Annotated in this window: 16 protein-coding genes; all 16 read left to right on the top strand. The window is 61.6% G+C overall.

The features are described from left to right. A partial coding sequence (locus ACTOZL_RS05970; protein ID WP_482477259.1) for a SoxR reducing system RseC family protein occupies positions 1 to 387 on the top strand: 387 nt, incomplete at its 5' end. Next, entirely contained in the window at positions 372 to 1289 is a 918-nt protein-coding gene (locus ACTOZL_RS05975; protein ID WP_482477260.1) for a DUF5685 family protein, read from the top strand. The genes ACTOZL_RS05970 and ACTOZL_RS05975, both read left to right, overlap by 16 nt. A 13-nt stretch (positions 1290 to 1302) precedes the next feature. Continuing rightward, a complete protein-coding gene (locus tag ACTOZL_RS05980) occupies positions 1303 to 1887 on the top strand; it encodes a J domain-containing protein (protein WP_482477261.1) in 585 nt (194 codons plus the stop codon). Between the two features lie 40 nt (positions 1888 to 1927). Beyond that, a complete protein-coding gene (locus ACTOZL_RS05985; RefSeq protein ID WP_482477262.1) occupies positions 1928 to 2806 on the top strand; it encodes a YicC/YloC family endoribonuclease in 879 nt (292 codons plus the stop codon). Between the two features lie 11 nt (positions 2807 to 2817). Further along, complete coding sequence (gene remA, locus ACTOZL_RS05990) at positions 2818 to 3081, top strand: extracellular matrix/biofilm regulator RemA (RefSeq protein WP_482477263.1); 264 nt, start codon at positions 2818 to 2820, stop codon at positions 3079 to 3081. Further along, positions 3078 to 3674 (top strand): guanylate kinase, encoded by a 597-nt coding sequence (gmk, locus tag ACTOZL_RS05995; RefSeq protein WP_482477264.1) that lies wholly within the window; start codon positions 3078 to 3080, stop codon positions 3672 to 3674. The genes remA and gmk overlap by 4 nt, the downstream gene beginning before the upstream one ends. A 6-nt stretch (positions 3675 to 3680) precedes the next feature. Continuing rightward, positions 3681 to 3935: a DNA-directed RNA polymerase subunit omega gene (gene rpoZ, locus ACTOZL_RS06000; protein ID WP_482477265.1), complete on the top strand. Its 255-nt coding sequence runs from the start codon at positions 3681 to 3683 to the stop codon at positions 3933 to 3935. A gap of 37 nt (positions 3936 to 3972) precedes the next feature. Then, the gene (gene priA / locus ACTOZL_RS06005) at positions 3973 to 6435 is read left to right on the top strand and encodes a replication restart helicase PriA (protein ID WP_482477266.1); all 2463 of its coding nucleotides are present in this window, start codon (positions 3973 to 3975) and stop codon (positions 6433 to 6435) included. A gap of 75 nt (positions 6436 to 6510) precedes the next feature. Continuing rightward, on the top strand, positions 6511 to 7002 hold the full coding sequence (gene def, locus ACTOZL_RS06010; RefSeq protein ID WP_482477267.1) for a peptide deformylase: 492 nt from the start codon (positions 6511 to 6513) through the stop codon (positions 7000 to 7002). A gap of 34 nt (positions 7003 to 7036) precedes the next feature. After that, a complete protein-coding gene (gene fmt / locus ACTOZL_RS06015; protein WP_482477300.1) occupies positions 7037 to 7957 on the top strand; it encodes a methionyl-tRNA formyltransferase in 921 nt (306 codons plus the stop codon). 28 nt (positions 7958 to 7985) lie between these two features. Next, a complete protein-coding gene (gene rsmB / locus ACTOZL_RS06020) occupies positions 7986 to 9323 on the top strand; it encodes a 16S rRNA (cytosine(967)-C(5))-methyltransferase RsmB (RefSeq protein ID WP_482477269.1) in 1338 nt (445 codons plus the stop codon). Beyond that, positions 9320 to 10339, top strand: coding sequence for a dual-specificity RNA methyltransferase RlmN (gene rlmN, locus ACTOZL_RS06025; protein WP_482477270.1), 1020 nt, complete (start codon positions 9320 to 9322; stop codon positions 10337 to 10339). Before rsmB ends, rlmN begins: the two co-directional genes overlap by 4 nt. A 17-nt stretch (positions 10340 to 10356) precedes the next feature. Next, positions 10357 to 11088 carry a Stp1/IreP family PP2C-type Ser/Thr phosphatase gene (locus tag ACTOZL_RS06030; protein WP_482477271.1) on the top strand — a complete coding sequence of 244 codons (732 nt, stop codon included), beginning with the start codon at positions 10357 to 10359 and terminating at the stop codon, positions 11086 to 11088. 14 nt (positions 11089 to 11102) lie between these two features. Then, on the top strand, positions 11103 to 13058 hold the full coding sequence (gene pknB / locus ACTOZL_RS06035; RefSeq protein WP_482477272.1) for a Stk1 family PASTA domain-containing Ser/Thr kinase: 1956 nt from the start codon (positions 11103 to 11105) through the stop codon (positions 13056 to 13058). After that, positions 13058 to 13942: a ribosome small subunit-dependent GTPase A gene (rsgA, locus tag ACTOZL_RS06040; RefSeq protein WP_482477274.1), complete on the top strand. Its 885-nt coding sequence runs from the start codon at positions 13058 to 13060 to the stop codon at positions 13940 to 13942. The genes pknB and rsgA overlap by 1 nt, the downstream gene beginning before the upstream one ends. A 188-nt stretch (positions 13943 to 14130) precedes the next feature. Beyond that, a complete protein-coding gene (locus ACTOZL_RS06045; protein WP_482477275.1) occupies positions 14131 to 15711 on the top strand; it encodes a DUF3794 and LysM peptidoglycan-binding domain-containing protein in 1581 nt (526 codons plus the stop codon). The last annotated feature ends 96 nt before the right edge of the window (positions 15712 to 15807 follow it).

Raw genomic sequence — 15807 nt, forward strand, 5'->3', positions numbered from 1 at the left:
GTGGAGCGGGAGACCGCCTGCGGTGCCGCCCATAGCTGTTCGGAATGCGCTGGCTGCGAGAAGATGATGACCCGGACCCAAAATGTGGTCACTGCCTACAACGACGCCCAGGCAGGCCCCGGTGACCTGGTGAAGCTGCGCAGTGAAAACGCCGCGTTTTTCAAGACGGCGGCCATTGTCTACCTCCTGCCCCTGGCGTTGCTCCTGGTGTTTTACTGCATCGCCGCTGCCGCTTCCCTGGGCGGGGAGGGGGCGCAGCTACTCATCGGGGCCCTGGGCTTTGTGTTGGGGATTCTCCTGGCCGTCCTCTGGGACCGGCACATGAAAAAGGTCAACGGGCTGCGCTTCCATATTGTGGAGGTCAAGCGGGCATGTTCGGGTACGTAAAGGCCCTGCCCGCGGTGCTCAGCCCGGAGGATGCCCAGCGCTATGAAGGGGTCTACTGTGGCCTGTGCCGCACCCTGGGGAAGCGCTTTGGGTGGAGTGCCCGCCTGATTTTGAACTATGATTTCGTCTTTCTCGCTCTCCTTTTGGCCCAGCCGGAGGAGGCGGGGGAGTTTCCCTGCCATGCCTGCCCAGCCAAGCCCTGGACAAAAAAGCCTTGCTGGCAGGCAGACCCAGCCCTAGAGGCGGCAGCGGACGCCAGCGTGATCTTGACCTGGTGGAAGCTTCAGGACAGCTTACGGGATGGCGGTCTCTGGGAACGCCTGGGCAGCCGGCTGGCCTGCCTGGCTCTGGGCCGGCATTACCGGAAGGCTGCGGCCTACCGGCGGGAATTTGATGGCCTGGTTCGGGGCTGCCTGGAAGAGCTGCACCAGTTGGAGGCGGAGAACATCCCCTCGCTGGACCGTCCAGCGGATACCTTTGCCCGGATTTTGCAGGGGGCGGCTACGGACACGGAGCCTGCCGCCCGCCGCAGCGGGATTGGCCAGATCCTATACCACGTGGGACGGTGGGTCTACTTAGCGGATGCCTTCGACGACCTAGAGGAGGATCGGTCCCAGGGGAATTACAATCCCCTTCTGGCCCGTTATGGCCCCCAGGCGGAGGAGGAGCAGCAGGCCCTTCGGGAGACCATGCATGCCTCCTTGGGACTGGCCAACACAGCCTACGCCCTGCTGGACTGGGGCGTGTGGGAGAGCTTGTTGGGGCATATCCTCCACACAGGCCTGCCTGTGGTGGAGGAGGCCGTGTTTACAGGCCAATGGAAAGATAGAAAGAGATGGATGAGACAGAAAAAGAGACTGAATTCCCTGCCCCCCGGCACGTCTGGGGCGCAGGAAGAATAAGGAGACGATCCCTATGAACGATCCCTATACCGTATTGGGTGTCAATGCCTCTGCCAGTGATGAAGAGATCAAGCGGGCCTATCGGGAATTGGTGAAAAAATATCACCCAGACAACTACAACAACAATCCCCTGGCCGATCTGGCAGAGGCCAAGATGAAAGAGATCAACGAGGCCTACGACGCCATCGTGAAGATGCGTACCCAGGGGGGCTACCAGGCCTCTGGGAACTATGGCAACCCCGGCGGGACGGGGGGCGCCCACTACAGCAGCGGCAGCCCAGCCTTTGCCCAGGTCCGCCAGCTCCTCAACCAGGGCAATATCATGGAGGCGGAGCGTATCCTGCGAACTTCCCGCACCAACTCTGCGGAGTGGTACTACCTGATGGGGGTGGTCTCTTACCGCCGGGGGTGGTTGGATGACGCCCGGCAGAACTTTATGACGGCCTGTAATATGGACCCCGGCAACATCGAGTACCGCCAGGCCATGAACAATATGGGGATGCAGATGAACCGGGGGGCCTATGCCGGCAACGATATGGCCACCCTCTGCACCACCATGTGCTGCCTGAACTGCCTGTGCAACTCCTGCACCAACTGAGCCTGGATGAAAACGAAAGAGAAAAAATGAGGTGGTTTCCGTGATCCGAAGCATGACCGGCTACGGCCGGGGGGAGGCTGTGCTCCACGGGCGCAGCATCACGGTGGAAGTGCGTGCCGTGAACAATCGTTATCTGGACTGCGCCGTGAAGATTCCGCGGCTCTATGTCTTTGCCGAGGAGGGCATCAAGGCCCTGGTGCAAAAGAATGTAGGCCGGGGCAAGCTGGATGTGTTTGTGAGCATCGATAGCTCCGCCGCTGACCAGATCAACGTCAAGGTCAACCGCCCGGTGGCCGACGGCTACTACGCGGCATTGAAGGAATTGGCCCAGACCTACAGCCTAAAAGACGACCTCTCTGTCTCCCTCCTCTCCCGTTTCCCTGATGTGCTGTTGGTGGAAAAGGAGGAGGCAGACACGGACCTGATCGCGGAGGATATCAAGGAAGTGCTGTCCCAGGCTTTGGAGGGCTTCAACGCCATGCGTACCCGGGAGGGGGAGAAGCTCTGTGCCGACCTGCGCGCCAAGGCCGCTAACATTGCCGCCCTGGTGGGGCAGGTGGAGGCCCGTTCCCCGGAGACCGTGGCGGAATACCGCCAAAAGCTTCTCCAACGCATGGAGGAGGTTTTGGGCAATACCCAACTGGACGAGAGCCGGATTTTGACCGAGGCGGCCATCTTTGCCGACAAGGTCTCTGTGGATGAGGAGACCGTCCGCCTGCGCAGCCATCTCTCCCAGTTGGAGGAGATGCTCAGCCAGGGCGGAGCCATCGGCCGGAAGCTGGATTTCCTCATCCAAGAGTTCAACCGGGAGGCCAACACCATCGGGTCCAAGTGCAGCGACGTGGCCCTGGCCCGGGTGGTGGTGGAGCTCAAGGGGGAGATCGAGAAGATCCGGGAGCAGGTGCAGAACATCGAATAGGAGGAAGGGCGATGAAGCTCATCAATATCGGCTTTGGCAACATGGTCTCCGCCGGACGGCTCATCGCCATTGTCAGCCCGGAGTCCGCCCCTATCAAGCGTATGGTGCAGGAGGCCCGGGACCGGGGCATCCTCATCGACGCTACCTATGGACGGCGGACACGGGCGGTACTGATTACAGACAGCGACCACCTCATCCTCTCAGCCCTCCAACCAGAGACCGTGGCGGGGCGGCTGAACGGACGAGAGGAAGAAGCGGGGGAGGAAGAAGAATGAACAAAGGAACACTGCTGGTGCTCTCCGGGTCCTCCGGGGTAGGAAAAAGCACAATCATTGCCCAGGTGCTGGAACAACGGCCGGAACTGTACTTTTCTGTTTCCTGCACCACCCGGGCCCCCAGGCCGGGGGAGGTGGATGGGGTAAATTATACCTTCATCAGCCGGGAGGAGTTTCAAGCACGGATTGAACGGGGAGAATTCTTGGAGTATGCGGAATACGTGGGCAACTACTACGGCACCTCCATGACCGTCATCCGGGAGAAATTGGAACAGGGCGTGGACGTTCTCCTGGACATTGAGGTCCAGGGGGCCGCCAAGGTCCGGGAACGGCTGCCAGACGCGGCTTCTGTGTTCATTGTTCCCCCTTCCTTTGAAGAACTGGCCCAGCGCCTTCGGGGCCGGGGGACGGACAGCGAGGAGAAAATCCAAAAGCGTCTGGAAACCGCCCGCCGGGAGGCCAAGGAGATCAAGAATTACGACTACATCGTGGTCAACGACACGGTGGACCATGCGGCCCAGGAGGTCTTAGCCATCCTCACCGCCCAGGGCTGCCGGAAGGAAAGACGGATCCATGAAATTGAAGGAGTGTAATGCGTTATGATGCTGTATCCTGCCATGAATGAACTGTTGGAAAAGGTGCCCAGCCGGTATCAGCTGGTGAACGTGGTGGCGGCCCGAGCCAGGAAGATCGCCTCCCAGGCAGAACGGGAGGATATCATGCTAGAGGATAAGCCTGTCAGCATCGCCATCCAGGAGATCGCCGCAGGGGAGCCCTCGGAGCCAGAGGAGCCCATCCAGGAGGCGGAGCTGGAACTTGTTGAGGAATACGAGGAAGACGACAGTGAGGAATGACCCCCTTTGAGGGCGGGATAGAAAGACCGGAAACGCTATGCTGACTGCAAAACTTGCCCTGTCCGCCGCCACCTTTGCCATCGACCGCCCCTATACCTACCGGGTTCCCACGGAGTTGGAGGGCCGTTTGGCCCCTGGTATGCGGGTGCTGGCCCCCTTTGGCCGTGGGAACCGGCCCAGCGAGGGTTTGGTCCTCTCCCTGTCTCAGGGGGAGGACGGGGAGAAGTTGAAGGTCATTTCAGTCCTGTTGGACCAGCAGCCAGTGCTCAACGGCGAAGGCCTGCGCCTGGCGCTGTGGATGCGGGAGCGGTTTTTCTGTACCGTCTACGCTGCGGCCATGGTCATGCTGCCCACGGGGCTTTGGTATGGGCTAAAAGAGGTTTGTGCCCTGGCTCCCGGCTTGGACCGGGAGGCGGTGGAGCAGGCGGTGGCCCAGGACCCCAAGGGCCGGCAGGTGATAGAATTGCTCTACGCCTGCGGTGGCCAGGCGGAGCTGGCCCAGATCGCCGCCCTGCCTCAAATGACGGAACCCCGCCGGGTGCTGGGCCGTTTGGTACAGGCGGGGCTGGTGCTGCGCCAGGCCCAGGCCAAGCGGAAGGTAGGGGACAAGACGGAGAAGGTGGCGGTGCTGGCCATGGAGCCCGCCGACGCCATGGCCCTGGTGGAGCCCCGCCGGCGCTCCGCCCCCATGCGCTGCCAGGTGACGGAGCTGCTCTGTGGCATAGGCAGTGCCAGTGTGAAGGAGCTGTGCTACTTCACCGGCGCGTCTATGCAGACCATCAAAAGTTTGGAAAAAAGCGGCATTTTGACCTTAGAGGAGCGAGAGGCGTTCCGCTATGAATTGCCAGAGGTGGGGGAGCTCCAACCCCTCTCCCCCCTCAACGAGGCCCAACAGGCGGCCTATCAGGGGTTATCTGCCCTGCTGGCGGAGGGTGCCCCCAAGGCGGCCCTGCTCTACGGTGTCACCGGCAGCGGCAAGACCCAAGTGTACCTCCATCTGATCCAGCAGGTGTTGGAGGCAGGACGGGGGGCCATGGTGCTTGTGCCGGAGATCGGTTTGACCCCCAGCCTGCTGCGGCTGTTCATCGCCCATTTTGGACGGAAGGTGGCTGTGCTCCATAGCTGCCTGCCCACTGGGGCCCGGTACGATGAGTGGAAGCGCATCCGGGACGGAAAGGCCCAGGTGGTTATCGGCACCCGCTCCGCTGTGTTCGCCCCCTTGGCGGACATCGGCCTTATCGTTCTGGATGAGGAGCAGGAGAGCAGTTACCAGTCCGAGAGCATGGTGCGCTACCATGCCCGGGAGGTGGCCAAGCTCCGCTGCACCCAGCATAAGGCCCTGCTGCTGCTAGGCTCTGCCACCCCGGCGGTGGAAAGCCGTTACGCCGCCCAGGAGGGGCAGTATCGTCTCTTTACACTCCCCCAGCGCTTCAATGCCCACCAGCTCCCCACAGTGCTCTTGGCAGACATGAAACAAGAGCTGCGCCAGGGGAACATGGGGCTCTCGCAACTTCTCCGGGAGGAGTTGGAGGAGAATTTGCGCCGGGGAGAACAGAGTATCCTATTTTTGAACCGCCGGGGCAACAGCCGCATGGCGGTGTGTGGGCAGTGCGGGGAGGCCCCAAGCTGTCCCCGCTGTTCCGTCCATCTGACCTACCACAGCGCCAATGGCCGGCTGATGTGCCACTACTGTGGCTACTCCCAGCCCCTGCCCCAGATATGTCCCCAGTGCAGCGGACGCTATGCGTTCGTAGGGATGGGGACCCAAAAGCTCCAAGAGGAGTTACACAGCCTTTACCCAGACACGGAACTCATGCGCATGGACGCGGACACCGTCTCTGCCACCCAGTCCCACGAGGTGTTGTTGGATCGCTTTCGCAAGAAAAACATCCCCATTCTTCTAGGGACCCAGATGGTGGCCAAGGGTCTGGATTTCCCCAACGTGACCCTGGTGGGGGTGGTGGATGCGGACCTGTCACTGTACAGCGACAACTACCGTTCCGCGGAGCGGACCTTTTCCCTGCTGACCCAAGTGGTGGGTCGGGCAGGGCGGGGAGAGAAGCCCGGACGGGCAGTGATCCAGACCTGGACGCCAGACAACGACGTCATCGCCTTGGCTGCCCGCCAGGACTATGACAGCTTTTACCAGGGAGAACAGCAGATGCGAGCCCTGCTCCGCTTTCCCCCCTTCACGGACCTCTTCCGCATCACCGCTTCCGGCGGGGAGGAGAGCCAGGTCCTGCGCCTGTGCGCTGTGCTCCGCCGGAGCTTAGAGCCCTGGGCCCAGCAGCGGCGGCAGCAGGGGAGGGAGACCGAGGTGTTGGGCCCCGCCCCAGCAGGGGTGCTCAAGGTGAACAACCGCTACCGCTACTGCCTTATGGTCAAGTGCCAAAACGACAAGGATGCCCGGGCAACCCTGGCCCAGCTCCTGCGCCTGGCCCAGCAGGACCAGGTGAACCGCGGCCTCTCCCTGTTTATCGACGTAAACCCGATGGACTGACCTATGGGGATGTCCACATTATTATAGAAATAACATGTGACTTGAAAATTGACAGCAAGGAAGGAACGAGCAGACATGAATAGACAGATTCTTCAAAAGGACGACCCAGCATTGCACAAGGTGTGCCATCCCGTGACCAAATTTGACAACAAGCTGGCAGCCCTGCTCAGCGATTTGACCGAGACCCTGAAAAACGCCGGTGGCCTTGGCCTGGCGGCCCCCCAAGTGGGCATCCTCCGCCGGGTCTGCATCGTGATGGACGAGGATGAGAGCTATATTGAGCTGGTGAATCCAGAGATTGTCAGCCAGTCCGGGGAGCAGGAGGGCTTTGAAGGCTGCCTGAGCTTCAGCGGTATGTATGGCGTGGTGAATCGTCCCATGGAGGTCACGGTGAAAGCCCAGGACCGCCAGGGGAATTTTGTAGAGTACCACCGCAGCGGTATGACCGCCCGTTGCTTCTGCCATGAGCTTGAACATCTGGACGGCCACATGTACTACGAAAAGGTGGACGGCCCCCTCCTCACCGAGGAAGAGGTGGAGAAGATCATGGAGCAGCAGGGATCGTGATCCCCGCTGGGCAAGAGGCCGGGAGGTGAGTATATTGAAAATCCTATTTATGGGCACCCCAGACTTTGCGGTGCCATCTTTGGAGGGACTCCTGGCGGCAGGCCATACTGTGGTGGGGGTGTTCACCCAGCCGGATAAGCCCAAAAACCGGGGGATGAAGCTCCAAGCACCGCCAGTGAAGCAGTGCGCTTTAGCCCGCGACATCCCTGTGTACCAGCCCACCAAGCTCCGGGACGGCAGCGCCCTGGAATTGATCCAGGGCCTTGGGCCGGAGCTCATTGTGGTGGCGGCTTATGGGCGCATTCTGCCCCAGGAAATATTAGACGCGCCCCCTCTGGGCTGCATCAACGTTCACTCCTCCCTGCTGCCCAAGTACCGGGGGGCGGCTCCCATCAACTGGGCTATTTTGAACGGGGACACAGAGACTGGCGTGACCATCATGCATATGGCCCTGGCCTTAGACGCCGGGGATATCATCGCCCAGCAGGCTACCCCCATCCACCCAGACGAGACCGTGGAGACCCTCCACGACCGCCTGGCTCAGATGGGCGCGGCACTGCTCACGGAGACGGTGGATGCCCTGGCCCAGGGGACCGCCCAGCGTACCCCCCAGGAGGAGAGCCAGGTGACCTTGGCCCCCATGCTCAGCCGGGCTCTGTCCCCCATGGACTGGAAGCGCCCAGCGCGGGCCCTTCACGACCAGGTTCGGGGTCTGATCCCCTGGCCGGCGGCGGTGGCGGAGCTCAACGGGGTGCGCTGCAAAATATTTTCCACCACAGTGGCGGAGCAGTCCACCGGGAAGGCCCCGGGGACAGTGCTCACTGCGGACAAGCACGGCCTGACCATCGCCTGTGGAGATGGGACGGTCTTACAGATCAACGAGCTCCAGGCAGACGGCGGCAAACGGATGAAGAGCGCCGACTACCTCCGGGGCCATCCCATCCCAGTGGGGTAAACGTATTGAGGGAAAGGAGGGGCGGACCATGCCGGCGAGAGAGGCGGCTTTATTGACACTCACAGCCATGGAGCGCCGGGGGGCTTGGAGCAGTGGACAACTGCAAAAGCTCATCCGGGACAAGGGCCTGGACCGGCGGGATGCTGCCCTGGCCACCCAACTGTGCTTTGGGGTCCTGCAAAACCAACTGTTGCTAGACCACTATCTCCAGCACTACTCTACCATGAAGCTGAAAAAGATGGAGAGCAAGCTGCGCTGTGCCCTGCGTATTGGCCTGTATCAGATGCTTTTCCTGAACAAGATACCCACCAGAGCCGCCGTCAGTCAGTCGGTGGAGCTGGTGAAACGACATTGCAAGAATCCCCGGGCCGCAGGGATGGCCAACGGCATCCTTCGCAATCTGGCCCGACACTTGGACAATCTGCCCACCTTAGACCGCAGCGCTCCCCTGGAATACCTGTCCCTGCTCTACAGCCACCCCAAGTGGCTGGTGGAGGCTTTGGCCCAACGTCTCCCGGAGGAGGAGTTGGAAGCCCTGCTGCGCTGGGACAATGGGGAGCCTCCCGTGGCGGTGCAGGTGAATACCTGCCGCACCACGGCGGAGGAAACCGCCGCCGCTTTGGAGGCGGAGGGCGTCTCCGTAACGCCCCACCCCTGGATGCCAGACTGCCTGCTTTTGACGGGAACGGGGGACCTGAGCCACCGCCAGGCATATCTGGACGGACAGTTTTACGTCCAGGACCCTGCCGCGCGGCTCACCGTCCTGGCCGCCCGGCTCCGGCCGGGAATGCGCGTTTTGGACGCCTGCGCTGCCCCCGGGGGCAAATCCTTTGCCGCGGCCATTGACATGGAGGATGAGGGGGAGGTCATAGCCTGTGACATCCATCCCCACAAGAAAGCCCTCATTGAGGCGGGGGTCCAGAGATTGGGCATACACTCCGTTACCGCCCAGACGGTGGACGGGCGGATGTTCCGGCCGGCGTGGGAGGGCAGCTTCGACGCCGTCCTGGCAGATGTGCCCTGCTCTGGCCTAGGTGTCTTGCAGAAAAAACCGGAGATTCGGTACAAGGACCCTCAGGATTGGGCGGACCTGCCGGAGCTCCAATACGACATTTTAGAAAACGTGTCCCGTTACCTCTGCCCTGGGGGGACGCTGATCTACTCCACCTGTACCCTGCGTGAGGAAGAGAACGAGGCTGTCACGGCCCGCTTTCTCTCCGCGCACCCGGAGTTTCGTCGGGTGGGATTCCCCCTCCCCGGACCGATGGGAGAGGTGACGGCGGGAGAGACCACCCTCTGGCCCCAGCGCCTGGGGACCGACGGCTTTTACCTGTGCAGGCTCCAAAAGGAGGGGGCGGTGAGATGACGGATTTGAAATCCATGACGCCCCAGGAGCTCTCCACCTGGTGTAAGGAACAGGGACAGCCTGCCTTTCGGGGCAAACAGCTCTTCCAGTGGTTCCACCGGGGCGCTGCCTCTTTGGAGGAGATGACGGACCTGCCCAAGGCGTTCCGGGAGCGGATTGCCGCCAATGGTGGGGTTTCTGCCCCGGTGATAGAAAGAAAACAGGTCTCAAAACAGGACGGGACCATAAAATATCTCTGGCGGCTGTCCGACGGGAACTGTATCGAAACGGTTTTGATGGGCTATCACCACGGCAATTCCGTGTGCATCTCCTCCCAAGTGGGCTGCGCCATGGGCTGTAGCTTCTGTGCCTCCACAGTGGGGGGCCGGGTGCGGGACCTGACGGCGGGGGAACTGCTGGACCAGGTGGTATTCACCCAAAAGGATTCCGGACAGCCCATTTCCAACATCGTCCTCATGGGAATCGGGGAGCCTTTGGACAATTACGACAATGTCCGGCGCTTTTTGACCCTGGTGAACCACCCGGAGGGGATCAACATTGGGATGCGGCACATCTCCCTGTCCACCTGCGGCCTGATCCCAGGCATCCAGCGCTTGGCCCAGGAGGGCTTGCAGCTGACCTTGTCGGTGTCCCTCCACGCGCCGGACGATGAGACCCGCAGTGCCCTGATGCCCGTGAACCGGGCTTACCCCGTGGCGGCGCTGTTGGAGGCCTGCCAGGCCTATTTTGAACAAACCGGGCGGCGGATTTCTTACGAATATGCCCTCATCGACGGGGTCAACGATACCCCCCGCCACGCAAAGCTATTGGGGCAGCAGCTGGCGGGGAGCGGCGCCCATGTGAACCTGATCCCCCTCAACGACGTGGCGGAGAGCCCTTTGCGGCCCAGCCGCCGGGTATCTGCCTTCCAAAAACAGCTTTTGGAACGGGGGGTGAACGCCACCGTGCGGCGGCGCTTGGGCAGTGATATAGATGCCTCCTGCGGCCAACTGCGCAGGAAGGCGATGCAGATATGAAAGGAGAGGAACCGAGTATGGTTTCGATATGGGGACTGACGGACAAGGGAATCGTCCGGAAAGAGAACCAGGACTCCTATGCCTATGACACCACAGAGGCTGGGAGCACCTGGGGCGTGGTGTGCGACGGCATGGGAGGTGCGCGAGCTGGCGACATTGCCAGCACCATGGCCGTGGAGCACTTTCGGGACCACCTGTTGGCCGCCGGGAAGCCCCGCTTCTTTCAAAAGGAGGGGGACGTGCTGGTCCAGGCCGTGGAGGAGGCCAACCAGGCTGTGTTTGAACTGGCCCAGGAGGAGCCGGAATACGCCGGCATGGGCACCACCCTGGTGGGGCTGCTCCTGCGGGGCAAGAACCTGTGGGTGGTGAACGTGGGGGACAGCCGCTGCTATCACCTCAGTTCTGAGGGCATCCGCCGGATCACCCGGGACCACTCCATCGTGGAGGAAATGGTCCAGCGGGGGGATCTGACGGAGGAGGAGGCCCGGCATCATCCCCAAAAGAACCTGATTACCCGTGCCCTGGGCACCGCCCGGATGGTGGAAACCGACCTGTTCCGGGAGAGCGTGGAGGAGGGGGAGGCCATCCTCCTATGTTCCGATGGGCTGGTGAATGAGGTCACGGACCAGGAGATCTTTGAGGAGTACCAGAAGGGCGGTACACCCCAGGAGATTTGTACCCGTCTTTTGGACCGGACCCTGCGCTGCGGCGCACCAGATAATGTGACCATCGTTCTCGCTGAAGTGTAAAGGAGTGTGTTACCATGGATCAATACATCGGTAAAATGCTCGACAACCGATATGAAATCCTCGAAACCATTGGCGTGGGCGGGATGGCGGTGGTCTACCGGGCTTACTGTCACCGGCTGAAACGCTTTGTGGCCATCAAGATACTCAAACGGGAGTTGGCTGCCGACGCGGAGTTTCGCCGCCGCTTCCATGACGAGGCCCAGGCCGTCGCCATGCTCTCCCACCCCAACATCGTGGCGGTGTATGACATCAGCCGGGGCGATGAGATCGACTATATCGTTATGGAGCTCATTGAGGGCATCACCCTCAAGCAGTATATGGAGAAGAAGGAGGGGGTCATCAACTGGAAGGAATCCCTCTACTTCATCACCCAGATCGTCCGGGCCCTGGGCCACGCCCATAGCCGGGGGATCATTCACCGGGACATCAAGCCCCAGAACATCATGGTCCTCCGGGACGGCACAGTGAAGGTGGCCGACTTCGGCATCGCCCGCATTATGACCGCCGCCCAAAAGACCATGACCCAGGAGGCTTTGGGCTCTGTCCACTATATTTCCCCGGAGCAGGCCCGTGGCAGCCATATCGACGCCAGGGCAGATATCTACTCCGCCGGGGTGGTTCTCTATGAGATGCTCACCGGCCGCCTGCCCTTCGACGGGGACACCCCCGTGGCAGTGGCCCTCCAACACATCAATGCCACCCCCCTCTCCCCCACAGAGATCGACCCAGAGATTCCCGTGGGCCTGGAGGAGATCACCATGAAGGCCATGGCCTCCCGTATCGACCAACGCTATCTCAACGCCGAGGCCATGCTCATGGACCTGGAGGAGTTCCGGAAAAACCCACGGGTGGTGTTCCGTTATGACCTACAGAGCTTCCACGGGGTTCAGCCTGTGCCGGATGATTCCACCAAGAAGCTGGGGGACACCGGGGAGCTGGCCCGTCAACGGGTGCGTACCCGTCCCGCCCAACCCAGACGGCGGGTGCAGGAGAGCGAGTATGAGGAGGACGAGGAGGACGATGGCCGGCGACGGCTGGTGGTCCCCATCGTGATCGTAGTCTGCCTGGTGGGTGTGGCCCTGTTCCTGTGGCTGGCGTTCTTCAGCGGCCTGTTCAATCGGGCGGAGGAGCTGGAAGTACCCAACTTGGTGGGTCAGGTGTACAATGATGTCCTGGCCAACGAGGAGCTTATGGGAAACTTCAAGATTGTTCTGGAAGGGCAGCAGAGCAGCGAAGAGATTGAGGCGGGGAAGATCATTTCCCAGGACCCGGTGGGCGGACCCGGAAATATGGCGCAAAAGGGTTCCATCATCCGTGTGGTGGTGAGCACTGGGAAGCAGGAGCCAGAGCCCATTGTGATGATCGACGTCACCAACTACCAGGAGGTGGACGCGACCAGGGATATTCGGCAGCTTGGCCTGGAACTGGACGGCAACACGGAGTATCAGCCCAGCGACGACGTGGAGAAAGGCCGGGTTATCTCCTTCAAACCGGACCAAGGGACCAAGCTCATGCCAGGGGATACGGTCCATCTGGTGGTCAGTACAGGCCCCAAGCCTGTGGTGGTCCCCCAGCTGACAGGGGTGAGCATTGATCGGGCGGAGGCTATGCTGGCGGAGTTGGGACTCTCCGTTGGCAGTGTCCGCAATGTGGATAGTGACAAACCCAAGGGACAGGTGGTTTACCAGAGTGTCGCCATTGGCAAGGAGGTAAACAAGGGGACCGCCGTTACGCTCCATGTCAGCTTAGGCCCCAAACCACCCCAGGAGCCAGTGACCAAGGAGAAGGAGATCACCGTGCCGTTGCCTGAGGATAAGGAGACCGTGGAGGTACGCATCACCGTAGGCGGGGCTGAGGTCTATAAGGAAACCGTGAACACCTCTGCCGGTGAACTGAAGCGCCCTGTGAGCTACACCGAAGGCCAGGAAATCTGTGTCTATGTGGATGGCGCACTGGTGTCACAAGAGTGATGGAACGCAAGATACAACAAGAGGGCATCGTCCTCAAAGCCCTCAGCGGTTTTTATTACGTCCAGAGCGGCGAGGCCCTCGTGACCTGCCGGGCCAGGGGGAAGCTGCGCCACCAGAAGCAGTCCCCCCTGGTGGGGGACCGGGTGCAGTTCACCCCCCAGGATGACGGCTCCGGGGCCCTGGACGCCATCCTTCCCCGGCGCAATGCCTTCCAGCGTCCCGCCGTGGCCAACATCGACCAGCTGGTGGTGATTGCCTCCGGGGCCATCCCGGTGACGGACCCCTTTTTGGCGGACCGCATCCTCTCCCTGGCGGAGGCCAAGGGCTGTACGCCCATCCTCTGCTTCAACAAGTGGGATTTGGCCGCGCCGGAGGAGCTGGTGCAGGTCTATGAGGCGGCGGGTATCCCGACCCTGAGGGTCAGCGCGGCTACGGGCCTGGGGATCGAAGAGCTCCGGGGCCTCATCGCTGGGAAGATTTCCGCGTTTACCGGCAACTCCGGGGTGGGGAAGTCCAGCATCCTGAACGCTTTGGAGCCGGACTTCGGCTTGGCCACCGGGGAGATCAGCACCAAACTGGGCCGTGGCCGGCACACCACCCGCCATGTGGAGCTCTTCCCCCTGGCGGGGGGGCTGGTGGCAGATACGCCGGGCTTCTCCGCCTTCGACGCCGAGGGCAGCGAGCTGGGGGAGCCGGGGACGCTCGCGGGGACGTTTCGAGAGTTCCGCCCCTACCTGGATGGCTGTTTCTTTCAGGACTGTGCCCACGTGAAGGAAAAAGGGTGCAGCCTCTTGGAGGCCTTGGCGCAGGGGAGGATATCCCCCAGCCGCCACCGCAGCTATGTCCGCCTGTATGAGCTGAGCAAGGCACGGAAACCCTGGTAAAAAGAAGGATATTGTAACGCCTATCTGTCTCTGGCATAAACTGAGAACAGATAGGCGTTTTTTTGCCCAGGGAAGGGAGGCGAGTGCAGTGAAGATGGTGGTGGTGAATGCGCCCAAGGCGCTGGCCGGCTTATTGAAAAAACTTTTCGGCATGAAGTAGCATAGTTTCTCGTTGGTGGGCATAGTCTTTGGTAGATGCAGCGAACTACCATAGAAACCGCCACGAGAAAGGAATGGTCACAGGTATGGAATTGGAGCTGAAACAAGAGACTGTGCAGTGTTGGGAGACCGCCTGCCGCACTACCATTGAGCAGGAGGAGACGGCGGAGATGATCGTCCCCGATGCCCGCCCGGATATCTTCCAGGTGGTGGACGGGGAAACCCGCCTGCTGCTGCAGAGGAAGGAGCCCCAGGAGGGGAAAGCGGAGTTTTCAGGCCTATTGAAAACCACCATCCTCTACCGCCCGGAAGGGGAGGGGGGCTTGCAGGCTATGGAGGTGACGCTGCCCTTCTCCGCGTCGCCGGAGCTGTCTTGCATCACTCGGCGCTCGATGCTCCGGGTGACCCCCAGGGTGCTTTCCACCGATGTACACCTGCTCAACCCAAGGAAGGTTCTGGTGCGGGTGGGCTGCTGCTTGGAGTTGGAGGTATTCTCTCCCCAAGTGCTCAGCCCCGCCAGCTTTGTGGAGGAGGCGGAGGGCTACGGCGTCCGCCAGCGCCCTGGCACCCTACAGAGCTTGGTGACAGTCTGCGCCCAAGAGAAGGATTTTACTTACAGTGATGTGCTCACCCTCCCCGCCGGACGTCCAGACGCCGTGGAGCTCTTGCGCACCCGAACGGAATGCGGCTGCTCCGAGGCCAAGGTCATCGGCAGCAAGCTGGTGTTTAAGGGAGAGGCCGTGCTGAAGCTCCTGTGTAAGGACGAGGAGGGCGGGGTGTTCACCGCAGACTTCCACCTGCCATATTCCCAGATTATGGAGGTGGGGGAGAGCAGTGAGGACAGCCTCTGCGCTCTGGAACTCTTCTTCAGTGACGTGAAGTGCGCCCTGGTGGAGGGGGAGCGCCGCTCCTTCCAGGTGGACCTGGCCCTCCAAGCCCAGGCGGTGCTCCGGGAGCAGGTGGAGGTGCCGGTGCTTACGGACCTGTACAGCACAGGGTATGAATTGGAGGCGGAGCGGAGCGTGCTCCCCACCCTCCGCCTGGTGCAGCAGGACCAGGCCCAGGAGACCTTGCGGGAAGTCCTGCCCCTCCAAGAGGAGGCCACGGGGATTTTGGACGTACAGGTCCGCCTGGGCCGCCTGGACCAGGGACAGGAGGGGAAGGACTTGGCCCTCAAGCAGCAGGCAGAGCTGATGGTGCTTTATGAGACCGGGGAGGGCCCTGCCGGGGTAAAGAAAACCATCACCGTGGCCCATCGGATTCCAGAGGGCGGGGCCATGAGCTGCCTCTACCGCTCCGAACTGCTCCGAGAGCCCACGGCGGTGCTCACCGAGGAGGGGGTGGAGGTCTCCTTCCCCCTGGCCTTTTACTGGATGCTCCTGGAAAAGGGGAACACAGAGGCCATCAGCCGCGTCACCCTGGGGGACCCCTGGGAGGAAGCGGCAGACCAGCCCTCGGTGGTGCTGCGGGCCGTCCGGAATGGGGAGAGCCTTTGGGATGTAGCCAAGGCCTACCGCAGCAGCGACGGGGCCATTATGGAGGCCACGGGGCTGACCTCTGGGGAGCTCTATCCGGGACAGATGCTGCTGATCCCGCGGAAAAGCGGTTAAAACAAGGACTGCCGCAGGCGTTATAGCCTGCGGCAGCTGTTCTGTTGGGGGATCACTGATACAGATTGTTTGCAGGCTTTGTTAAGCCTGCGTTTT

The sequence above is a fragment of the Evtepia sp. genome (assembly GCF_056797215.1).